16 protein-coding genes and 1 pseudogene are annotated in these 23,634 nt (G+C 54.6%); 12 read left to right on the top strand and 5 right to left on the bottom strand.

From position 1 onward, the window contains the following. The 5 genes and pseudogenes from HP566_RS19005 to HP566_RS18985 all read left to right on the top strand — a co-directional run. A pseudogene (locus HP566_RS19005) lies at positions 1–1,481 on the top strand (type VI secretion system Vgr family protein); the annotation flags it as partial. Then, positions 1,478–2,341, top strand: coding sequence for a DUF4123 domain-containing protein (locus HP566_RS19000; RefSeq protein ID WP_249978880.1), 864 nt, complete (start codon positions 1,478–1,480; stop codon positions 2,339–2,341). The pseudogene HP566_RS19005 and the gene HP566_RS19000, both read left to right, overlap by 4 nt. Further along, the gene (locus tag HP566_RS18995) at positions 2,335–2,811 is read left to right on the top strand and encodes a DUF3304 domain-containing protein (RefSeq protein ID WP_340163092.1); all 477 of its coding nucleotides are present in this window, start codon (positions 2,335–2,337) and stop codon (positions 2,809–2,811) included. Before HP566_RS19000 ends, HP566_RS18995 begins: the two co-directional genes overlap by 7 nt. Before the next feature lie 47 nt (positions 2,812–2,858). Continuing rightward, complete coding sequence (locus tag HP566_RS18990) at positions 2,859–3,347, top strand: DUF3304 domain-containing protein (protein ID WP_249978879.1); 489 nt, start codon at positions 2,859–2,861, stop codon at positions 3,345–3,347. Beyond that, positions 3,340–5,133 carry a phospholipase effector Tle1 domain-containing protein gene (locus HP566_RS18985; RefSeq protein WP_249978878.1) on the top strand — a complete coding sequence of 598 codons (1,794 nt, stop codon included), beginning with the start codon at positions 3,340–3,342 and terminating at the stop codon, positions 5,131–5,133. The genes HP566_RS18990 and HP566_RS18985 overlap by 8 nt, the downstream gene beginning before the upstream one ends. A 292-nt stretch (positions 5,134–5,425) precedes the next feature. Here HP566_RS18985 and cmoB read toward each other — a convergent pair whose 3' ends face one another. Next, positions 5,426–6,442, bottom strand: a complete 1,017-nt coding sequence (cmoB, locus tag HP566_RS18980) for a tRNA 5-methoxyuridine(34)/uridine 5-oxyacetic acid(34) synthase CmoB (protein ID WP_249978877.1) — start codon at positions 6,440–6,442, stop codon at positions 5,426–5,428. A 1-nt stretch (position 6,443) separates the two neighbouring features. Continuing rightward, on the bottom strand, positions 6,444–7,187 hold the full coding sequence (cmoA, locus tag HP566_RS18975; protein WP_249978876.1) for a carboxy-S-adenosyl-L-methionine synthase CmoA: 744 nt from the start codon (positions 7,185–7,187) through the stop codon (positions 6,444–6,446). A gap of 114 nt (positions 7,188–7,301) precedes the next feature. Here cmoA and pgi point away from each other — a divergent pair, with 114 nt between their 5' ends. The 5 genes from pgi (at position 7,302) to serB (ending at position 16,742) form a co-directional block, all read left to right on the top strand. Next, positions 7,302–8,996 (top strand): glucose-6-phosphate isomerase, encoded by a 1,695-nt coding sequence (gene pgi, locus HP566_RS18970; protein ID WP_249978875.1) that lies wholly within the window; start codon positions 7,302–7,304, stop codon positions 8,994–8,996. A 223-nt stretch (positions 8,997–9,219) separates the two neighbouring features. After that, positions 9,220–11,115, top strand: a complete 1,896-nt coding sequence (gene parE, locus HP566_RS18965; protein WP_249978874.1) for a DNA topoisomerase IV subunit B — start codon at positions 9,220–9,222, stop codon at positions 11,113–11,115. A 120-nt stretch (positions 11,116–11,235) separates the two neighbouring features. Then, positions 11,236–13,203, top strand: coding sequence for a methyl-accepting chemotaxis protein (locus HP566_RS18960; RefSeq protein WP_249978873.1), 1,968 nt, complete (start codon positions 11,236–11,238; stop codon positions 13,201–13,203). Between the two features lie 74 nt (positions 13,204–13,277). Next, positions 13,278–15,533 (top strand): DNA topoisomerase IV subunit A, encoded by a 2,256-nt coding sequence (gene parC / locus HP566_RS18955; RefSeq protein WP_249978872.1) that lies wholly within the window; start codon positions 13,278–13,280, stop codon positions 15,531–15,533. 3 nt (positions 15,534–15,536) lie between these two features. Beyond that, positions 15,537–16,742, top strand: a complete 1,206-nt coding sequence (gene serB, locus HP566_RS18950) for a phosphoserine phosphatase SerB (protein WP_249978871.1) — start codon at positions 15,537–15,539, stop codon at positions 16,740–16,742. Positions 16,743–16,799: 57 nt separating this feature from the next. Here the strand turns inward: serB and HP566_RS18945 are convergent, their stop codons facing one another. After that, positions 16,800–17,645 carry a DUF6694 family lipoprotein gene (locus HP566_RS18945; RefSeq protein WP_340163091.1) on the bottom strand — a complete coding sequence of 282 codons (846 nt, stop codon included), beginning with the start codon at positions 17,643–17,645 and terminating at the stop codon, positions 16,800–16,802. A gap of 251 nt (positions 17,646–17,896) precedes the next feature. On the opposite strand from HP566_RS18945, the gene HP566_RS18940 reads away from it, so the two are divergent. After that, entirely contained in the window at positions 17,897–18,790 is an 894-nt protein-coding gene (locus HP566_RS18940) for an ion transporter (RefSeq protein WP_249978870.1), read from the top strand. 150 nt (positions 18,791–18,940) lie between these two features. Here HP566_RS18940 and HP566_RS18935 read toward each other — a convergent pair whose 3' ends face one another. Further along, positions 18,941–20,251, bottom strand: coding sequence for an amidohydrolase family protein (locus tag HP566_RS18935; RefSeq protein ID WP_249978869.1), 1,311 nt, complete (start codon positions 20,249–20,251; stop codon positions 18,941–18,943). Positions 20,252–20,704: 453 nt separating this feature from the next. Here HP566_RS18935 and HP566_RS18930 point away from each other — a divergent pair, with 453 nt between their 5' ends. Continuing rightward, complete coding sequence (locus HP566_RS18930; protein WP_249978868.1) at positions 20,705–21,808, top strand: hypothetical protein; 1,104 nt, start codon at positions 20,705–20,707, stop codon at positions 21,806–21,808. On the opposite strand, the gene atzF is transcribed toward HP566_RS18930, so the two are convergent. Further along, positions 21,802–23,622: an allophanate hydrolase gene (gene atzF, locus HP566_RS18925; protein WP_249978867.1), complete on the bottom strand. Its 1,821-nt coding sequence runs from the start codon at positions 23,620–23,622 to the stop codon at positions 21,802–21,804. The genes HP566_RS18930 and atzF overlap by 7 nt on opposite strands. Positions 23,623–23,634 lie beyond the last annotated feature (12 nt).

Genomic DNA, 23,634 nt, shown 5'->3' with positions numbered 1-23,634 from the left:
CGGCCACGCTCAAAGACTACAGCTTTAAACACCCTGGCTATGCCCAGTTACACGAACACCAGGGCCGCGATGTTGAACAGCACGGCCAGCGAGACGATTACGAACACTACGACTACCCCGGTCGCTACAAGCAGGACGCCTCGGGTAAACCCTTTACCCGTATTCGCCTGGAGCACTTACGCCGCGATGCGGTGACGGCGCAAGCAGAAAGCGACCTGCCCGAACTCGCCCCCGGTACACGCTTCACCCTCACCGACCACGACACCGCCCGCCTTAACCGCGACTGGCAGGCGATTAGCGTTCTTCACCACGGTGAACAACCCCAGGCGCTGGAAGAGGATGGCTTCGCTCTGGGTAATGAGCTGCAAGGCGATGCCAACCTGTAGGGGCGGGCAGGTTCGGAAGCCATGACCCGCTATCACAACCAGATCACGCTGATTCCCGGCGATACCCCCTGGCGGGCCACCCCCACCCCCAAACCCCGGGTCGATGGCCCCCAGGTCGCCTTTGTGGTCGGCCCCGAGGGCGAAGAGATTCACTGCGACGAGCATGGCCGGGTTAAGGCGCGGTTCCCCTGGGACCGCTACGCCAAGCCGGATACCGCCGGGGCTAGCGGCGCAGCCACTGGAAAAGACGCGAGTTGCTGGGTGCGGGTCGCCCAAGGCTGGGCGGGCGGCGGTTACGGCAGTATCGCCATCCCGCGCATTGGGAGTGAAACGATTGTTTCCTTCCTCGAAGGTGACCCGGACCAACCGCTGATCACCGGTCGGGTCTACAACGCCGTCAATACCCCGCCGTATCCGCTGCCGCAACACAAAACCCGCACGACCCTCCGCACCCAGAGCCACAAGGCCAAGGGTTTTAACGAACTGCGCTTTGAAGATGAGGCCGGGAAAGAACAGATCTGGCTCCACGCCCAGAAAGACCTCGACCTGCTCACCCTTAACGACCGCAGCGAAGAGATTCGCCACGACAGTTTCTTGCGGGTTAACAACGACCGCATCAGCGAGATCGATAACGACGACCACCACACCGTGCATGGTAACCGCTTCGACCACACCAAAGGCCAGCAGCACTTCAACGTGCAAGGCTCGCTGCATATCAAAGCGGGCCAAGCCTGGCTAAGCGAAAGTGGCCGAGAGCTACACATAAAAGCGGGCCACAAAGTCGTGCTGGAAGCGAGTAATGAACTCACCCTGAATGCCGGGGGCAGTTTCATCAAGCTGGATGGCGGCGGCATCACCCTGGTAGGCCCCAAGGTACGCGTTAACGCAGGCGGCCGCCCAGGCAATGGCACCGGGCAGGCGGTGGAAGGCCCGCTACTACCGGGGCATGTGGCGGCGGAGGTGCATGAGCGGGTTGATCCGCTCTCGCAAGGTGCCCTTCTGACGGCCAACCTAAAACTGCCAGACGTATGCGAAGGGTGTTGGCTGAAAGCATTAGCTGAAGGCCAGAGTGCAATACCAGGAGAGCAATCATGACAGCCGATACTCTTCCCCCATGGCAAGGTTCCTCATCAACACAATCACCTGAAATAGAGCGCTATGCCTTGATCGAGCTGGCTCTCTTACCCGTGACCGCACGAACAACGCTGTTCAGTGAGCTGGTTAAAGACAGCCACTACTGGCCGCTGATGAAAGATGACAGCCAGCCCCATTTGCAGCGCGAAGGCCCTTGGGTGCTAGGTCTTAGACAAGACAGGCTTGATAAACTGCTAATGCTTGACGGCATCGCCTGTGCCTTGCAAGGCTGGATCGAAAGTCCACTGGCAGGTACTGAACTGGCTAGCCATCTGGCCCCAGCCATGGTGGTGGAAAACCCTCAGAAGCAGCACTCTCTCCTACGCTTTTACCTTCCTGATGTGATTACACAACTGCATAAGGATGCGCTTGATAATCCAGCAAACGTGCTGTTCGCAGGGGTGAACCGCTGGTGGTACCGAGACGAAACATCAGGCTGGGCAGCGCTGGAAGGGAAAGCGCCACTGGCACAGGGCACTGCGTGGCAGCTGATCGTCGATGACGCTCGCTGGCACTCCCTGCACGGTGAGCCGGAGGTTATGCAGTTAACTGCCGAGCTAGTCGATTCTTCACCGTCTTTATTCGAAGGAATATGTTGTTGTGAACGGCCCCGTCATGTCGCCAAGGCGCTTATGCAAGCTGACAGTCACGGTTTAACCACCACTGCCGACCGCCGCACCTATGTCTACATACAGTTAAGCCAGGGAAAAGATGCCTGGGCCACCGAAGAGATGCAAACGCTTTTACAGCGCGCTGCTAACAGCGAGGCCACACTGGCTGACTTATTGATAACTACGTACCAACAGGCTGAAGAATGTTAGTTCGCTGGGCAATTAGCCGTTACATGCGCTTAATACCGGTTTGGCTTCAGGTGTTATTGGCCGCCATGGCCATTCTATGGCTGGCTTGGAGTATGCTTTTTAATACATCTAAGAGTGGCTCCTTGATGGGCCATAGCTATATAGATCGACCAATTTATAGCTTTTGGGTTGATGGGAACTGGGGGGGTAATCTATCTGCTTACACTGGCGGCTTGTATACGGGAGGTGGAACTACCTGCTGCTGGTCCTTTAAAGGGGATTCTGTTGAAGTAGTGTGGATTCTAGATGTCACTCCTGAAGATATCGAGGCTGGTCTGGAGGAAGAAAGACATAGCATGACAGTGCCCATGCCACCCCATAGCCGAGAAGATCAGTATTTGCACGTTCATTTCCTACCAGAAAATCAAGTCGAGCTTGCTTGGAGCCCAGACTTGCAGTCTCCACTCTCTGAGCGGCTCCGCGTTGAGTAACAGAGCAATGTTAATGGAGTTATTATGACGAAAAGGAATTATTTGCCATGTTAGTTCGCTGGGCAATTAGCCGTTATATGCGTCTGATACCGGTTTGGCTTCAAGTGCTGTTGGCCGCTACTCTGGTTGTTTGGATAGCGTGGAATATGCTTTTTAATACATCAAAGAGTGGCTCCTTGATGGGCCATAGCTATATAGATCGACCAATTTATAGCTTTTGGGTTGATGGAAACTGGGGGGGGAATCTATCTGCTTACACTGGCGGCTTGTATACGGGAGGTGGAACTACCTGCTGCTGGTCCTTTAAAGGGGATTCTGTTGAGGTAGTTTGGATACTAAGTATGACGGGTGAGCAGAAGCGTCAGGGAGTGGAGGAAGAAAGACATAGCATGACAGTGCCCATGCCACCCTATAGCCGAGAAGATCAGTATTTGCACGTTCATTTCCTACCAGAAAATCAAGTCGAGCTTGCTTGGAGTCCAGACCTGCAATCTCCTCTAGCTGAGAAACAACGAGAGGAGATGCAAAATGATTGACCAAAGTACATTAGAGTGTCTTCAAGCATTGAATGCATCTAACGCTACGACTGCTGGTGAGGATAGAGGAGGGACTAATTGCAGCCAAATTCTGGACGTTGGCTTCTTTTTTGATGGCATTAGCAGAAATCTTGAGCAAGACATACAGAGTGGAAATGTAAGCAATATTGGCCGTTTATTTAGCGCTTACCCTGAACGGGCGCAAGGAACGATTTCTCATAAGTTTTATAGGCACTACTACTCTGGCCTAGGCACACCTTTTGATTCCAGCTTAACAGATGATGTGGTAGGTGCTACGCACCGCGTGCCTAGCGAAGCAGTCGGGACAGGTGAAGGGCAGCTGCGCTCTAGTGCCATGGATGCAGCAATGGACGTTGCCTCCGGTGGTGGCTCAGGGCGCTGGTACGATGTTTTTGGTCGCTCGTTCAAGGTATCGATCACACAGCCCTGGAACTGGGTGAAGCAGGCCAGGGATGCCGCCGTTCGCACGGGCATTGAAGCCATTGCGCCTATTCGCGACACCTCCATTGCCGCTAACCTGTTGATGAGCGGCAGCCACACCCGTATTTCCTCCGCTGTGCGCGATTTCCAAAACAGTGTCGCAGATGTTAAGCAAAACAGTGAGCTACCGCTGGCCAAAATACGTGTCTCTATCTTTGGCTTTGATTTTGGGGCTGCGATGGCGAAGGCGTTTGTGCGACGGCTACTGGATGAAGTGTGCGACCAGGATGAGGAGCGCTTTATTTATCAGGGTAGCAATGTGGAGGTAGTATTCGTAGGCTTGTTGGACTGTGTGGATCGTACCCATGCGGAAATGGGGCCGCTGGATTGGTTTCACCCGTTAACGCCAGTGCTGGATGATGGCGGGGAGCTCCACCCAGGCTGCCAACGGGCACTGCATTTGATCGCCGCCCATGAGCGCCGTTTTTATCGCCGTTGCCGTCCACTGGGAGGACAACATTCACAGTGGCATGAAGAGCTGTGCCCAGGCATTAGTGAAGATATTGGCGGTGGGCTGAAAGCCGATGAACAGAAAGCCAGTGCCGAACTTTCGCGTGCGGCGCTGCACCGTATGTATCGCCGTGCCACGATCGCTGGGGTACCCTTTCCACCATTGGATACACTTAAGGAGCAGGACGAGCTTACTGCCCAACTGTTTGCGCTTAACGATGAAATCGAAGGCTACTCATTACCTGCCTTGGCGCGTTACTACCAACGCCATACCAGTGCTCAACAACGCCCTACGGATGAGAACTTCCGCATACACACCCTGATTTATCTGGCTTGGCTGGCACAGCGCTATCGTGACTACCAGGATACCCTGGCCGCTCTGGAAGCGCGCGAAGATGCTTTGCCCAACCGCTACTACCATCGCACCCTGGGTTCGCTAGTGGCAGCTGTTTCAGGCGCTCAAGAAGAGTGGTCGCTTCAAGCGGCAGAACGTGCTGAGATTGATGCGGCGGTGGCCTCACTCAAACAAACCTGGGACTGGCTCGAAGAGATAGATAAAGAAGCACAGGATATACGCCGACGGGAACGCTCACCAGACAGAAATACCTATTTGCATGCTCGGGCAACGCTTCGCCATCACTCGCCACTCGCTAACCGTTGGTATCAGTGGACAAGGGAAGAGGCGCCTCCTGAACTGCCTGAACCTGTGGGGTTGCTGTTCGCCTACGGTTTGCATGACAAGCAGCCGGAAGAGATGGCTTACCGGAACCACCAGCCCTCAAAAATTACTAGTGGGTATCGCTTTATAACATGGCGAGGTATTGACGAGCCTTGAGGCCAGAATACTGCTGCCCTTCGGCGACTACGCCGGTATCGACCCCGTTCAGCAGCTTTGCGATGGTGCGGAATTTATACAACAGCGTGACCGGGAGGGTCCGAATTTTTATCAGTCGGATGGTTGGTGGTGGGCTATGCCCTGTATATCACCCCGGAAGAGGGATTGCTGTTGGATGGGGTGAACGAAGGCAGCCTGCTGGGTAAGGATATTACTGCTGTCAGCTACAATGGCTATGTCACACTGCTCCCGGCGGCAAAGAGAGGTTCACTTTGGCGAGCTTTTGGCATCCTTAGGGGGACTCTGGCTTATTGGCCAAAATCACTGCCCTGCGTGGCGCTGGATAGCCTTCAATAGTGCGGCTGCGGTCGTTGGGGTCAAGGAAGTCCGCCAGCGACTGGTAGGTCATCCATTCGGTTGAGCGCTGCTCATCAAGCGTGGTGACTGCCTCATCCACCACGCGTACATTGGTAAAACCACAACGGTTAAGCCAATGGCATAGTGCTTGCGACGATGGCAGAAAATAGACGTTGGGCATGGCAGCATAGCGTTCGCCGGGTACAAAGACGGTTTGCGCATCGCCTTCCACCACCAATGTTTCCAATACCAGTTCCCCACCCGGTGCGAGTGCACTTTTTAGTTGCTGCAAATGTTCCAGTGGAGCAGGGCGGTGGTAGAGCACTCCCATGGAAAATACAGTATCGAAAAATCCCAGGTTTTCCGGCACATCTTCAATACCTACCGGCAGGAAATGCGTGTGCCCACCATCGGCATCGCCAACAAAATGGCGGACTGCCTGAAACTGCCAGTAAAAGCGAGGTGATGGGTCGATGACCAGTACGAAGGCTGCCCCTTCGCCAGCCATACGCCAGGCGTGGTAGCCACTGCCTCCGCCCACATCCAGCACTTTGCGATATTTAAGCGGTGCCAAGTGAGGCGCTACACGCTGCCACTTCCAGTCAGAGCGCCATTCGGTATCGATATCAATACCGCCCAGGCGAAAGGGGCCTTTACGCCATGGCGCCAGTTTGCGTAACAGGTTAAAACACTGGCGTTGCTGGCTATCATTCAGCGCTATATCGACTGTGACCGTGTCACTGGTAAGGCTTACATTTCGTTCTTTGGGCAGGGCGGGCAGTTTAGCCACCGCTTTTTCCCAGGCGGAAAGATCGCCATGGCGCTGCTTGTCCAGCCCCTGGGCGAGCTGGCTTGGTAGCCTGGCCAGCCAGGGTGTTAGCGAGGTATCGAGGGTGGCTTGATCTAAAAACGCTTGATAAAGCACACGGTGATCGTCGGGTAACAGTGACACTTTAAGCTTCCTTAAAAGCGATCAGCGAGGCAAAGTTCAGGTACTGGAACCAGGTCATGGAGCGGGGGAATCCTGCCGTGGTCAACCGGTTATGCAGAGCATCCAGACTATCCGGAATCAGAACGTTTTCCAGTGCGGTACGTTTTTGGCTGATTTCCAAATCGCTATAGCCATTAGCGCGCTTGAAATCATGGTAACGTTCAACGCGCCAGGCGTTGTCGCGCTCATCGGCGTCGATGGTTTTTTCTGACAATATCAGTACACCGCCCGGTTCGAGCGCTTCGTAAAGCTGCTTCAATAATGCATCCCGGTCGGCGGGGGGCAGGAACTGCAGCGTAAAATTGAGAATGATCATGCCAGAAGGCGCATACTCCAGAGTACGTATGTCGGCTTCTTCCACCTGCATGGCGTGGTCAGGGCATTCGTCATGAAAGGTTTGCTTGGCACGGGCCGCCATCGCCGGGGAGATGTCGACGCCGGTATAACGGAAAGCGTCGGCAGGCAGGGTGCCAGCAAGGGCTAAACCAGAAGCTCCCAGCGAACAACCCAGGTCATAGACATGGGCGCCATGGCGCAGATGGCGCTGAGCAATTAAGCTCAACATGCCGAGAATTTGTCCGTAGCCAGGCACCGAACGGCGGATCATATCAGGAAAACACGCGACTACCTGTTCGTCGAAGGAGAATCTCGCCACCTTGTCCAGGGGTGTTGAAAAGATAGCGTCGCGGTAAGATGCATCACTCATGGGCAAGCCAGGATTATTAATCAGGATGCGTAGTTTACGCGCCCTTGGTAGAGCAGAACAGACCTATCAGTAATAGATTCCTGCCGCAGGGAAAAACGCCACAGGAGAGGGCATATGGCTTCAGCAACACGTACAACCCCCGATACGCTACCCGCTTGGCAAACGCTGCAACAGCATGCTCAGGTGCTAAAAAACGTTCATTTAAAAAATCTGTTTGGCGACGACGCCAGCCGTTGGCAACACTTTACCCGTCATGTAGCCGGGCTCACCTTAGACCTTTCCAAACAGCGTTGGGACGATGACACCTTAGAGCATCTGTTGGCGCTGGCAGAGGAGGCGGGAGTACCAGGAGCGATTGAAGCGCTATTAAGCGGTAAGCGGGTGAATGTCAGCGAAAACCGCCCGGCGCTGCATACGGCTTTAAGGTTACCTGCCGATGCCACGCTTGAGGTGGAGGGGGAGAATATCGTCAGCGCGGTGCATGAGAGCCTTGCGCAAATGGAGCATCTGGTGCAGAGGCTTCACGCAGGCCAGTGGCGCGGTGCCACCGGTAAGCCGATTCGTCATGTGGTGAATCTGGGTGTTGGCGGTTCAGATTTAGGGCCGTTGATGGTGACCCATGCCCTGGCGGATTATCGGCCGAAGAATATCCATCCAGTGGAAGTGCACTTCGCTTCCACCATGGATGGCTCCCAACTGGCGGATTATCTGGGCCGTTTTAACCCCGAAACGACTATTTTTGTGCTGTCATCCAAGTCGTTTACCACTATAGACACGCTCTCAAATGCCAACACTGCCCGTGACTGGTTGCTTAGTCGCCTGACGGAGCATAGTGAGTGGCCCAGTGCTACAGCGGTTAGCGCTGAATTGATCATTCGCCAACACTTTATCGGTGTTTCTGCCAGCCCGGAAAAGATGAGTGAATGGGGCATTAGCGCCGATCATCAGCTTATGTTCTGGGAGTGGGTGGGTGGCCGTTATTCCCTGTGGGGCACCATTGGCTTACCCATAGCACTGGTGGTGGGGATGGATAACTTCCGTGAACTGCTGGCAGGCGCCCACGCCATGGATTGTCACTTCCGCGATGCGCCATTAGAGGATAACCTGCCAGTGCTGCTAGGGTTGGCAGGCATCTGGAACGTCAATTTTCTCGATATACGCGCCCATTCGATTCTGCCTTATGACGGTCGCCTGGAGTACTTTGCCGCCTACCTGGAACAGTTGGAGATGGAATCCAACGGCAAGTCAGTCACACGCCAGGGCCAAGCCGTCAGTTACTCGACTTGCCCTGTTCTTTGGGGGCAGTTGGGGCCTAATGCACAGCATGCCTTTTATCAATTGCTCCATCAGGGCACCCAGCCGGTGGTGTGCGATTTCATCGCGCCACTAAAACGTTATGATGAGGTGGAAGACCCGGATACCCGCCGCCATCTGAAAGCCCAGCACCGTTTGGCATTGGCAAACTGTTTTGCCCAGTCACGGGTGCTGATGTTGGGGGATGATGCGCTTGACGATGACGGCCCGCGCCCAGAGCATAAACGCTATCGGGGGAACCAGCCTTCCACCACGGTGCTGCTTGATAAGCTGACTCCCACCACCCTGGGGGCGCTGATCGCCTTGTATGAGCATAAAGTATTTGTGCAAGCGGTAATCTGGGACATTAATCCTTTCGATCAATGGGGGGTGGAGTTAGGCAAGCAGATTGCCACCGACACCCAGGCGATTATTGATGGCAAAGGGGATATCACCCGTATGGATGCCTCCAGCCGTGGGCTGATTGAGGCATTCTGGGCGGCTGAGCAGGAGTGAGTTGACACCTTGATAGCTGAAAGGGCTCCTGGGCGAGGCTATATGGCTTCCTCTATGACCCGCTGCGTGCCATGGCTTGTGGCTAATGTCATGGCTGGATATACAGCTTTTTGCTTTTCCGCTATCCTGTCACCCTTTGCCAGCCGCCTATCATGGGGTTCAGCATTCAATACGGCTGCCAGTATGATTTTGTTGAGTAAGATTTTTCAGGAACCGACGTTACATGACTCAGTTTGATGCCTCCCAGTACGGCGCGAGTTCCATCGAAGTCCTGTCAGGGCTCGAGCCGGTGCGTAAGCGTCCCGGTATGTACACTGATACTTCGCGGCCCAACCACCTCGCCCAGGAGGTCATCGACAACAGTGTTGATGAGGCGCTTGCCGGACATGCCTCAGCCATTAGCGTGGTACTCCACGGCGACGGCGCAATTGAAGTTCTGGATAACGGTCGAGGAATGCCCATTGACCTGCATCCCGAACATGGCGTTTCCGGGGTCGAGCTGATTCTCACCAAGCTGCATGCGGGGGGGAAGTTCTCTTCATCCAGCTATCGGTTTTCGGGCGGACTGCACGGCGTAGGGGTGTCGGTGGTCAATGCACTCTCCCGGCGTTTGGAAGTTGAGGTCACCCGGGACGGGGCTCGGCATGCCATTGCCTTTGAGCACGGCGAGAAAGTTGAAGAGCTGCATGAGATTGGTAAAGCTGCCAAACGTGCTACTGGCACATTAGTACGCTTCTGGCCCGATGAAAGCTATTTTGACAGCCCCAGGTTATTGCTGTCGAAATTAAAGCATCTGCTGCGTGCCAAGGCGGTATTGTGCCCGGGGTTGGCAGTCACGCTGGTGGAGCCTGACGGTACCAAAACCGAATGGGCATACGCGGATGGGCTGCGCGACTACCTGGCCGAAGCGACCGATGGTTATGAAGTGCTTCCCCATGAACCCTTCGTTGGTCATTTCAGCGATGATGAACATGGTGTCGATTGGGCCATTCAGTGGCTGCCGGAAGGTGGCGAAGCGCTGTTGGAAAGCTATGTCAACCTGATTCCCACCCCCCAGGGGGGAACTCACGTTAATGGCTTCCGCTCAGGGCTGTTGGATGCTCTGAGGGAGTTCTGCGAGTACCGCAGCCTGTTACCCAGAGGGATCAAGTTAACTGCGGATGACTTGTGGGAACGTGCCTCCTTTGTGCTATCGGTGAAGATGCTTGACCCCCAGTTTGCCGGGCAGACCAAAGAGAGGCTCTCTTCCCGTACCATTGCAGGCTTTGTATCCGGGGTTGTGAAGGATGCTTTTTCGCTATGGCTGAATCACCACATTGAGCAGGCTGAGCAATTGGCTGAGTTGGTGATCAACGCTGCCCAGCAGCGCCAGAGAAAGTCTAAAAAAGTGGCCCGTAAAAAGGTGACTTCTGGCCCGGCATTGCCGGGCAAGCTGGCAGACTGCTCTGGGCAGGACCCGGCCCAAAGCGAGCTGTTCCTGGTCGAGGGGGACTCTGCGGGGGGAAGCGCGAAGCAGGCCCGTAACCGGGAAACCCAGGCCATTTTGCCCCTGCGTGGAAAGATTCTGAATACCTGGGAAGTTGACTCCCACGATATCTACGGTTCTCAGGAAGTGCACGATATTGCGGTGGCCATTGGGGCTGACCCCGGCAGCGCCGATCTTGAAAAGCTGCGCTACCACAAAGTCTGCATCCTGGCGGATGCCGATTCAGACGGCCTGCATATCGCCACGCTGTTATGTGCGCTGTTTGTAAAACACTTCCCCGCCCTGGTGGATGCCGGGCACGTGTTTGTCGCCATGCCGCCGCTTTACCGTATTGACCTGGGTAAAGAGGTGCACTATGCCCTGGACGAGAGCGAAAAAGCCGCCATTCTCAAGCAGATGGCGCAAAAACGAGGGACGCCCAATGTGCAGCGCTTTAAGGGGTTGGGGGAAATGAGCCCGCTGCAACTGCGGGAAACCACCATGGCCGTGGAAACCCGCCGTCTGGTTCAGCTCACCCTGGAAGAGGGCGATGGCACCATGGAAATGATGGATATGCTGCTAGCCAAAAAGCGCGCCAGCGACCGCAAAAAGTGGCTGGAAGATTATGGCAACCTCGCGGATGTCGAGGTATAGCCAAAAAGCAGGCAAGCGTTAACAGGGCGTTGTTACAGGAAAGCTTACTCTAGCCGATAGTTGAATGTAGAGGCCACAAACGAAAAAACGTAATGAACGTACATTCATGGGGAGAAGGCTTTGTTTAACACTATATCTCGGCAGTTAACGTTGTCTGCATGCGTGCTTATGCTGCTGATGGCGGCCAGTATTTATGGCGTCATGGCGTGGCGAGGTCAGCCGCTTGTTATCAATGCGAGCCAGTCGTTGATTGAGCGTACGGGGGACTCGATCGTCAATGCGCTCAATGGCCATCTGGCCAGGGTCGAAGGCAATACATCAAGCTTGGCGGCCTTGGCCGAATCACTACCGCGTGAAGAGGAGATTTACCACCAGGCCTTTCCCAGTGTGGTGGATGATAATGGCAATGCAACGATTGCGGGCGGTGGTATTTGGCCTGAACCCGGCGTGTTTTCACCGGGGGTCGAGCGCGCTAGCTTCTTCTGGGCTCGCAATGCCCAGGGCGAACTGGAGTTTCTGGATGACTACAATGCAAGCAATATTGACCCTTATCACGATGAAGCCTGGTACAGCAGTGCCCGTGATGCTACGCCTGGGCAGTGCGTTTGGTCTGCCGCTTATCGAGACCCGACAACAGGTGTCGCGATGGTAACCTGCAGTGTGCCTTACTACATCGATAACGCCTTTGCTGGTGTGGCCACCATTGATATGCAGCTTGATGGTGTTGCCTCCTTTATAGCGGAAAATGGAGGCAGCACCGGCGGCTATGCCTTTGTGCTGGATAAAGACCACAATGTGATTGATTTACCGGGTGTTGAGCAGGCTTCGGAAGAGATGCAGGGCCTGAGGGATATCGTAAGCAGTATGCCTTGGCTGCAGTCAGTGGTGGAGGCGGTTGAGGCTGGTGATGAGCAGGCAAACGTAGGCAGTGCGGGCGTTTTGGATCAGCCCGCTGCAGTGCGTTTTTTCGATATGCCACATACTGGCTGGACGCTTGGTTTGGTAACCCCCAGTGAGCAGGTAACCGCCTTGGCGCGGACTTTAACGCGCGACTTGTTGATGTTTATTTTACCACTGCTGGCACTGCTGCTTGGAATTGGCTGGTGGGGTGGGCGTATCTTGTTGCGACAGATTCGCGGCACCACTGAGCAAATTGACCAACTGGGCCAGAGCGGTTCCAGCCGTGAGCTAACCATTTATCGTGATGATGAAATCGGTGAACTGCGCAGTGCGGTTAATCGCTACTCGGATAAACTGCAACATTTGTTTGGCGATGTGCGCGGAGTGGCTGATGCCATTGCCAGCGAGTCGACTGAAATTGCGGCAGGAAATACAGAGCTTTCCAGCCGTACTGAGCAACAGGCGGCTTCACTGCAAGAGACCTCTTCCACAATGGAAGAAATGGCTGCTACGGTGAAACGCAATGCCGATAATGCTCTGGAAGCAGATCAGCGTGTGAAGGAGTCGGCGGAAAAGGTTAAGCAGGGCGGGGAGCAGGTCTCGCAGTTGGCCCAATCCATGGCGGCCATTAATGAAAGTTCTGTTGAGGTCTCCTCAATTGTTGATGTGATTGAGAATATTGCCTTTCAGACCAATATATTGGCCCTTAATGCTTCGGTGGAAGCGGCGCGTGCCGGTGAGCACGGCCGAGGTTTTGCCGTCGTGGCAAGTGAGGTACGTGAGCTGGCTTCGCGCAGTGCCGCTTCTGCCAGAAACATTAATGGCTTGATTAAAGCCGTCTCTGAGCAGATCGCTACAGGTAGTGGCTATGCGCAATCAGCTGAAAGCGCCATGAAAGAGATTGTGGTGGCCATTGAAGAGGTATCCGCACGTATTAGCGAGATCAGCCAAGCCTCCGGCGAGCAGACCAACGGCATTGACGAGATCAACCGGGCGGTGACGCAAATGGATACGGTAACGCAGCAAAACGCAGGCCTGGTCAGTCAGGCGGCCAGTGCTGCCAATGAACTGTCGTTGCAAGCCCAGCGCTTAAAAGGATTGCTGGATGAGTTTCACGGTAGCTCCCAGGGCGGTACACAAACGGCTGCCCTGTCCCATGCATCAAATGAAAGGTATCAATTAACATAGCGAGCCATGTTAAGTGGCCGCGTGTCCGCTTATCAGCCGCCCCGCCTGGGGCGGTTTTGTTGTTAAGGTAGGATATGATCGACATGGATATTCAGGTAGCGGAGGGTGACGTCGAGCGTCTATCTCTGCGCGATTACACGGAAAAAGCGTACCTCGACTACTCGATGTACGTCATTTTAGACCGAGCCCTGCCCAATATTGGCGATGGTATGAAGCCCGTACAGCGGCGGATTATCTATGCAATGCGTGAACTGGCGCTTCATGCGAATGCCAAGTACAAAAAGTCGGCCCGTACCGTTGGTGACGTATTGGGTAAATTTCACCCGCACGGCGACAGTGCCTGTTATGAAGCCATGGTGCTGATGGCCCAGCCGTTTAGCTACCGTTATCCACTGGTGGACGGTCAGGGCAACTGGGGTAGTCCTGATGATCCTAAATCCTTTGCTGCCATGCGTTATACCGAAGCCAAACTCTCCAGGTTTGCCGAGGTGCTGCTTAGTGAGTTAGGCCAGGGAACCGTTGACTGGGCGCCCAACTTCGATGGCACCATGCAGGAGCCCGTAGTGCTGCCTGCCCGCTTACCCCATGTATTGCTTAATGGCGGTACCGGCATTGCAGTTGGCATGGCAACGGATATCCCCCCGCATAATGTTAGCGAAGTGGTGGAAGCCACCTGCCATCTGTTGCGTAATCCACAAGCCACTACTACCGACCTGATGGAGTTTGTGCCCGCCCCGGATTTTCCCACGGACGCGGAAATCATTACGCCAAAGGACGATCTGCGCAAGCTTTACGAAACAGGTCGTGGCTCGGTCAAGCTGCGCGCCCGCTATATGCGTGAAGAAGCCAATATTGTCATTACTGCCGTGCCTTATCAGGTCAGTGGTGCCAAGGTGCTGGAGCAGATTGCGGCCCAGATGCAGGCTAAAAAGCTGCCTATGGTGGCCGACCTTCGTGACGAGTCGACCCATGAGGAACCCACCCGTCTGGTCATTGAGCCGCGCTCTAGCCGCGTGGATGTTGAAGCGTTAATGGCGCACCTGTTTGCCACCACGGATCTTGAAAAGAACGTGCGGGTGAATATGAATGTGATCGGGCTGGATGGCCGGCCACGGGTAATGCCGCTGCCGGATATGCTGGGAGAATGGTTACGCTTTCGCCGTGCTACGGTGCGTCGGCGTCTTGAGCATCGCCTGGGTAAGGTCGAAGACCGCCTGCATATTCTGGAAGGCTTGTTAACAGCGTATCTGAATATCGATGAAGTGATACGTATCATTCGCGAGGAGGATGCGCCGAAGCCTGCACTGATGGCGGCGTTTAACCTCACCGAGCGACAGGCCGAGGCTATTTTAGAGCTGCGCCTGCGTCATCTTGCCAAACTGGAAGAGATGAAAATCCGCGGTGAGCAGGATGAACTGGAAAAGGAGCGCAAGTATCTGCAAGGTCTGCTGGGCAGCGAAGCGAAACTCACCACACTGATCGAAAAAGAGATTCGTGCCGCGGGAAAAGAGCATGGTGACGAGCGCCGTTCACCGCTGGTGGAGCGCTCCGAGGCTAAAGCCCTTAGTGAAGTGGAACTGCTAGGGGCCGATCCTATTACCGTCGTGTTGTCCGAGAAGGGGTGGATTCGTGCTGCTAAAGGTCATGATATTGACCCGGAAGGGCTTTCCTATAAAGCGGGTGACCGCTTCCAACTGGCTGCACGCGGCAAAACCAACCAGCCACTGGTACTGTTGGATGACACAGGACGCGCCTATACCCTGGCGGCCCATAACCTGCCCAGTGCAAGAGGCCAGGGTGAGCCGGTGACTGGCCGCGTTAACGTGGCCGCGGGAGCTCAAATGGCCGGACTGATGCTGGCCCCGCCCACCCGGCGGTTTGTATTGGCCAGCGATGGCGGCTATGGCTTTATTGCCCAGCTTGATGCGCTGACTGGCAAAAATAAAGCAGGTAAAGCGGTACTTAGCGTACCCAAGGGGTGTAGCGTAATGCCGCCTGTGGAAGTGCCGGAAGGGGATGACCTTTGGGTTGCATCCGTGTCTAACGAAGGCCGGCTGCTGCTCTTCCCACTTTCGCAGTTGCCAGAGATGGCCAAGGGTAAAGGCAATAAAATGCTCGATATACCTGGCCCTCGTGCCGCGCGGCGTGAGGAGCTGGTGCGAGATATCGCTATTTTAACCGCAGACAACGAACTGATTATTCATGCTGGCAAGCGCAAGCTGACGCTGAAGGCGGAAGATCTCGCATATTATCGTGGTGAACGAGGCCGACGAGGTAGCAAGTTGCCCCGTGGTTTCCAGAAGGTAGACCGTTTAGAGGCAGGGGAGTAATGCATGGCGACACGTTATTTGGTGCGTGCCACGGGAGTTGCACGCCCAGGCCAGTTGGCTGGTCTGGGGAAAGCGCTGGCCAGTAGTGGGGCACGACTTCTGGATATCAATCAAAGCGTGACCTTTGGCATGCTTTCCCTGGAAATGCTGGTAGGGCTTGATCACGATGGTGCTTTGGAAGCCGCGCTTAGTGAAGCAGGGGATACCTTGGGACTTGATGTGCAGGCGATTGCCGTAAGTGGTGATGATTACCAGCGCTGGAGTGAGCAGGCGAGCCTGCCGCGGCTAATTCTGACGCTGTTGGCGCCTCGTTTACCAGCGGGCATTCTGGCCGAAGTGGGATCGCTGACCGCTGAGTTTGGTCTGACGGTGGAGTTGATCCATCGCCTTTCCGGCCGGGAGCCACTGGAAGGTGATGCGCCATCCAATGGTGCCTGCGTTGAGTGTTGGCTGCGGGGTGAAGATGCCAACATAGAAGCGCTGCGTGAAAAGGCACTTGCCCTGGGTGCTCAGCACGGTGTGGATATCGCTATTCAGGAAGACTCCATCTGGCGTCGCCACCGACGTTTAGTATGCTTTGATATGGATTCCACCCTGATCAAAACGGAGGTGATTGATGAGCTGGCCCGCCGCCACGGTGTGGGGGATGAAGTCGCTGAGGTGACTGAGCGAGCTATGCGCGGAGAGCTGGACTTTAAGGAGAGCTTTCGCGAGCGTATGAGCAAGCTGGCAGGTCTGGATGAGTCGGTATTGGCCGAGATCGCCGCTGAGCTGCCGCTTATGGATGGCGTTGAGCGGTTAATGGTGAATTTAAAGCGTTTTGGTTATCGCACGGTGATTCTGTCGGGAGGCTTTACTTATTTTGCCCGCCACCTTCAGGAGCTGCTGGGCTTTGATGAAATCCATGCCAACGAACTTGTGATCGAGAACGGCAAAGTAACCGGTGAGGTCAGAGAGCCGATTGTTGATGCGGAGCGTAAAGCGGAGTTGTTGGAACAAATTGCTCTGCGAGAAGGCTTTACCTTAGAGCAAGCCATCGCCGTAGGTGATGGAGCCAACGACCTGAAAATGCTGTCGAAGGCAGGGCTCGGCATTGCCTTCCGCGCCAAGCCCCTGGTGCGTGCTCAGGCACGTCAGGCGATTTCCACGTTAGGGATCGATGCGGTGCTTTATCTGATCGGCTATCGCCAGATTGATTTAATTGACTAACGTGATGTAAGAAGTCAGGCGGTGTTGCCTGGGCACCGCCTGAAAACTGAAGAGCGTTTAGCTATCATTTTGCTCCGCCGGTGAGCGGGCAATTCCAGCATAGTCCTTGCGTAGCGCTTCCAGCCGGGCCGTTTCATTTTCAGTCAGCGGTGGCGAATCCCACAGCGGTTTGCCCTCGCTATCACGCAGCCCTTCGAGTGTCAGTGTAAGGGTGACATTTTGTGGTATCTGCGGATCACCCCAAGGGCCAAAGCGGTTGGGTGCCAGACTCCACTGGCCTGTTTCGCCCGCGGAAAGCCCGCCTGACACAATGTAATAGAATGTTTCATCAACCCATGGGACGTCACGGCCTGGGCTGGTCAACACACCCCGCATCGTCAGTTGTGATAGTGCCTGCTCTGTGCTGTTGGTGACCGTGAGTTCAATAACAGGCTCTGGGGCACCGTAGGGGCTGGTACTGATGTAGTAGTTGGCTTTATCAACGGTGACGAGTGCTAACTGCTCACTGTCTCGTTTGGCATTCGCTTCTTTCTCTTCCAGCCGGGTCAGTGTTCTCAGTGCCTGCTCGCGCTCCCGTGCCCTGCGTTGCCGCAGCATTTCATCTGCCCGCGCGATAAGCTCATCGCCAGTGAGTCCATGCATATAAGCGTTAGCTGTTTCGGCAATTTCAGCGGCATTCATTCGCTGTGGATTGAGAATATCAATGCCGCTAAATGACGACATGGCGATAATAGTCAACGCCTGGTCAAATTCGTCCCGCTTGTAAGTAGGTAGCGAATCGCGCACCTTCTCAACGGAGACCACAGCGGCAGGCATTGAACTGGTATCTATTTTGGGGTCTGAGCAACCCGTTATCACTAATGCAGTTAGTGATAGTGCAGACAGCCTAAGCAGGCTCCACATATCTTCACCTCAAAACAGGCTAGCAAATCGGGAGGAGCTTACCGGAAAGTGGTATCAACCACTACTATCCTCTGACAGAGCCATACATGCGCGTCTGACGCTATTCTTTATCATTGTACAGTATTGGTAATGATGAGGTGCCATCTTGCTGTTCAACTGACAGCAGAAATTTGGAAAGGTAACACTCGTATGGCGAGGTAGTGGTTTGGTATAAAATGCTCCGTTGACCTGTTTTAGAGACTCCTGATTCCATGAGTGAACCCTTCAATACCTGGCAAGACCGCTTCGAAAAACTGCGTTCCAACAAGCTGTTCGAAGGGGTTGTGATCTCTATCATCGTGCTTTCGGCGTTGGTGATTGGCGCAAAAACCTATGAGGAAACTACCCGTATAGAGCAGTGGTTACTCTATTTGGATATTGGGGTAACAGTATTCTTCCTGATTGAAATTCTGATCAGAATGGCAGCCGAGCGCAATTTAGTCAGCTTTTTTAAGAAAGGCTGGAATGTTTTCGACTTCCTGATCGTTACTGCCAGTCTGATTCCCATGGACGATTCGGAAATGGTGCTGTTGGCACGGTTGCTGCGTATTTTCAGGGTGCTTCGTCTTGTGTCGATGATACCTGAGCTACAGATGCTGCTGGTGGCATTAGTGAAATCCATTCCCCGAATGGGCTATGTCGCGCTACTGATGTTTATCATTTTCTATATCTATGCTGCCCTGGGAAGTTTCCTGTTTAATAGTGTGGATGAAGGGCTATGGGGCAACATCGCACTGGCCATGTTGACACTGTTCCAGGTGGCAACTTTTGAGAGTTGGGCAACGGCGGTGCTTTATCCCACCATGGAGGTTTACCCTTATGCGTGGATTTACTTTTTAACTTTCATTTTCCTTAATGCCTTTATTTTCTTAAATATGATGATCGGTATTGTGCTTGATGTGATGCAGAAGGAGAGTGCCCAGATGGATCGTGATAGCGGTGAAGGGGATTCTGCACAGCTACAGGCACTGCGCAGTGATGTGCATACGCTGAAAGCACAGCTAGACCGTATGGAAGCGGTGCTTGCTCAGAGTGGTGCGAAGCCATCCCAGCCTTCGGGTGAGACTGCCGGTTATACCGGAAACCATAAAACTGATGGACGTTGAGAGTGCTGTTCTGCTCAGTCTCCTGTGGTAAGTGTAAGGGTGAAGATGTGATCGTAAGCCAGTCTGCCGGATGATGTCTCAGTGCATCCAGTCGCACATCGCCGGGCATCATCGCCCGGCGATTTGCATAGTGGGGCGTATGACTGCCGCTTAGTAGCGTATTACCTCTACAATCGAGCGGGTATCGGTAATGGATTCACTTGGATCACCATCAATAACAATAAATTGCGCGCGCGCACCGGGTTCTATGCGGCCAAGGTCGTCAATACGCAACATATCAGCCCCCGCTGATGTGGATGCAATAAGAATATCCAGTGGGTCCATGCCGGCTTCGGCCATCAGGGCTAGCTCCTGGTGTTCGGCAAAGCCTGGAATACGCACTGCTGTAGCGCCGGAATCCGTGCCCAGTACCACCCGAACACCACCGTGTTCGACAATGCGGCGTAGGTTTTCGATATTCACAGCGACGGCCTGACGATCTTCATCCACATCCTCCAGCGCCTTTTCGCGCCACTCTTCATCTGCGATAGCCTCTTGCAGTTCAGGGCTCGCTCCCATGGTAAAGAAGTCATCTTCCAGCCACTCTGGGTGTTCCGCATAGAGGTAGTTGGATTCATTGATGTTGATAGTTGGGATATACCAGACGCCATTCTCAGCCATCAGCGTTATCAGCTCATCGTCGATCTCCTGGTCGCGAACGCCATGGGCAATAACGTTGACGCCTGCCTCAATCGCGGCGCGGGCATCTGCGTAATCATGGATGTGAGCTGCCGAGAGCAGTCCCTGGGCCGTTGCTTCCTCAAACACCGCTGTGTAGATGTCAGGCGCCATTTTTGGCACATTATCGCCCATATCATCGATCCAGACTTTAATCATATCAACGCCCATGTTGGACATCTCTTGTACACTTTCTCGTGCCTCTTCGGGGCTTCCAGGGCGGTTGACTTGATCCTCTTCGGTATTCATTGCGTCTGCAGGTGGTGCGCCATCTGGTGCTCCGAGGCCTGTGCCTGCCCCATAAAGATCAGCTTCTGCATAATCCGGGCCGCGCATCTCGGTACGTAATTCATGAAACAACGGGCGATTCATGCCTAACGCATTAACCGCAGCAATTCCATATCGGGCAAACTGTGCCAAGTCACGTTCAACGGTTTCGCGGGAGTACACATCACCGCCATGCTCCATCCCCTGGACGGTTCCAACATGGCTGTGACCGGCAATCATTTGCGGCATGATGAAGTACTGGCTGTAATCGATAACCTCGGCGCCTTCCGGTGTATCGACTTCCTCACGAGTACCCACTTCAATCACACGGCCATCCTGTACGACGATGCGAGCATTCTCGCTTAACTGGTTACCATCAAAGAGTGTGCCTGCATCAATTACATACTCTTGCGCTATGGCGGGCAGCGCAGCGCCACTCAGCAGCCCGGCAATAAGGGGAGTTCGAAATCCTTTCATGTCCATTCCTCCAGTTGGGTAGCTATTCAAGCGGTATCGCTTAAAAGCGTTTCCCGTATCAGTGTAGACAAAATGGCTGTAGCGCTAAGTGGACAGGGTGAGTGTGTGGCCTCCATGACGTGGCTAATAATTTGCTAAACAGGAATTTCAGTGACTATTGCGCCCATATGCATGATGACCATGGAACTCCTGGCGATAGCAATGTCTACAATAATTGGTACGAGCCTCTCTTTTTTGCTGTATCTGTCGATGTCGCTTTCCTGAGGTTGTTGCTAGCGGTTGTTATGCTGTTTCGGACTTGACCGGTGCCATGTGCGCCGGTTTTTTTGCATGCAGATAAAGTAGACTCATCCAAGCGAGGTAGCCTTTCTACAGTGTCTTTGTCTTTACCGTGGGGCGTTGTTTTGAATCGCTGAGTGAATGGATCATGAATGTCGAACTGGAGAGTGCAACATGCGTCTTTGGCCGATAATGTTGGCTGCCGCCATTGTGCTGGCTGGTGGATTGGCCGCTCAGGCATCCAGTGAACCCTTTGAGTCACGCCTCGTGCGCCTCGAAGCACAGCGTGCATTGCCTGCCCTGGAAACATCGCTAAGGGAGGAGTCTGCGGAACTCAACGCTATTTTTCTCCACTATGCTGCTGACCAGGCACTATGGATGAGCGCTCATCTGGCGATTTTGCGCTATGGCGACATGGCACGCAGTGTATTGAGGGAGCATGCAGACTCTGCTGCATTCCAGCGCGTACTGGTGCGTTTCGGAGCTGATGCGGTTTTACCTGTCAGCTATTTCCGCGACCATGATATTGCGACCTTGAGAGCACAGCACTGGATTGGCGAACGCTACCAGCAGTTGAGCCGTTGGTGGGGAGATGAGGAAGCACCGCCTCTGATGGAATGGTCTCCCTATCGCCGAGGGCAAATGGGCATTGTTCTTCTGGAAACAGAAGGGCATGCACTGCTCAATCAATTTGTCACCGATAGTGAGGGTAGCGTGAAATGGTTGCAAAGTGAGCGAGTGGTCTCGGGGGTGGGAGATTTTTTTACCAGTGGTATCCGCAGCCTGGAAAGCCAGTGGCGCAGTGGTGATGAGATTGGTGCAAGTGATATGGGGTGGGCAGGCGTCGATCTGTTGGTGATGGCCAGCGCTGTTAAAGTGTTAAGAGCCGGTCGCGTTGCCCAGGGCTCACGGGTGGGGTTGGTAGAGGCACAGGGGGCACGAGCCGGTATACGCCAGGGCGTCTTGATAAGCGGCGGGCGATTCGCCCATTTGTCGCGTATCGCGAAGGTGGGCGCTGTTGCCACGACCGCTTTTGTGGTGGTCAGACACCCCAGCTTGATTAGTGCGTTGGGTGCTAATGTGGCGAAGTGGTTGGGTTGGCCAGCATGGCTGGGGCAGTTTGTTATCTGGTTGGTAGTGTTGTTACCAGTGCTGTTCATTATGCGTTTTAGCTACCGCTGGGTTGTGGCTCCTTTGCGCTGGTGTGTGGTGCCGCTGCTGCGGTTTTGCATCGTTATATTGTCTCGGCTTTCGAAACGCAGGTCGGGGGCTCATTGAGCGCTTTTTAACCACTCACGCCAACCGCCAAACTGCGTGATATCTTGCGCCTTGCCACCTTCATTCAGCGCACCTGCCGTACAGATAAAACCACATTTCCAACTACCATCGGCAAGCTCTACTTGGCCTAAACCCAGCGGAGCGGGAATACCGGCCAAAAAGCTGCCCAGTGTTTCGATGGGAAGGCGCCACACTTCCACTTTAATGGATTGGCCGCCTGCATCCCGTAACATCGCCGGGCGTTTAGGCGGCCCGCCTGCCAAAGCAAACAGTTTATAGTGTGGTGCACTCTGGGTAGTGCTGACCAGCTCTCCGCCCCGCTCTGTAAGCTGATGGTTTAGCGGCAGGCCGGTGAGATGCGCGCCACATACCACCAGTTCTATGCTGCCGTCCTGGGAAGGCGTGGAGAGCTCCATGAGCGGTGGGTGAGGGATACCGGTTGCGCCTAACGGCAACATCAAGCGCGACTCAAGTGCACGGGCCAATGAGAGTAGCTGTAAATCCGCAAATACTGGCCCAAACAGCGTGACACCCACTGGCAGGTCACGCTCGGTAAAGCCAACTGGCACCGCAAGTGCACTGTAGTCGAGCAGGTTCATAAAGTTGGTCCAGGTGCCCAGGCGGGAGTTGACGCCAATCGGATCGGCGGCTACTTCGGCCTTGCTGGGGTGTGTGACCGTGGTGGGGGAGAGCATCACATCCACCTGGCTAAGCAGCGCATCGGCTTGGCGCTTATACTTGGCGAGTTTATAGCGGGCATCAAAGGCGTCCACGGCTAACGGTGCGGCGCCACCCTGGGTGATTTGGAAGGTGACCGGGTGAATTGCATCAGGATTGCTTGTCATTAACTCGCGAATCGCGTGGTAGCGCTCAGCCACCCATGGACCTTCATATAGCAAACGCGCTGCTGCCAGTAGCGGTGAGCAGTCCAGCTCGACTTTTTCGCCGCCAAGTGCCTCCAGTTCCTGAATGGCCGCATACATGCCTTGGCTATAGGCCGCATCCGTCTGCCACTGGGATTCAAGCGGTACGCCAAAGCGAAAAGCGGAGGGGGCTTGACCATAGCGTTTACCATGTATAGCAAAGTTATACGCCCGTGACCAAGCGCACTGATCATCATAGGCCGCGGTTATGTCGAGCACTTTCGCAGCATCGTCGGCGATGATCGTAAACAGACTAATGGTATCCAGCGTTGCACAGGCGGGTACTACGCCTCGGGTGCTGAGCAGTCCCAAGCTGGGTTTAACACCATAAAGGTTATGAAAACAGGCGGGTACACGGCCTGAACCAGCGGTATCCGTGCCCAGCGCAAAGCTGACCATACCGGCTGCTGTCACTACCGCCGAGCCGCTGCTGGAGCCGCCGGGAACCAGGGTTGGGTCGAAGGCATTGGCTGGCGTACCGTAGATATCCAGTGCCCTCTCACCCACCAAACCCGTGGCAAACTGATCCAGATTGGTTTTTCCCATGGGGATTGCACCTGCATCGATGAGTTTCTGCACTACAAAAGCATGTTCCGTGGGGGTGTAGGCAAATGCAGGGCTGCCCGCTGTGGTGGGAATGCCTGCCAGGTCGATATTGTCCTTTATCGCAAAGGGGATGCCGTAAAGCGGTAGCGTCTCTGGAGATTCGCCCTCCAGGCGCTGTAGGTAAGGAGCCAGCTGTTCACGGTTTAAGCGGGTGATCCAGGCAGGGTTTTTGTCTTGAGTATCAGCGGTTGCCAGTAGTTCGTCGATTAACATAGAAGGGGTCAGCTCGCCTTTTCGGTAGGCATGGTGGAGGCTTGTCATATCCAGCGGAAGAGAGAGTGTCATGGTTGGCTCCTT

This window comes from Vreelandella olivaria (assembly GCF_023507745.1).
Lineage (GTDB): Bacteria > Pseudomonadota > Gammaproteobacteria > Pseudomonadales > Halomonadaceae > Vreelandella > Vreelandella olivaria_A.
The sequence above is the reverse complement of the archived record's forward strand: the minus strand, read 5'-3'. Positions and strand labels throughout refer to the sequence as shown.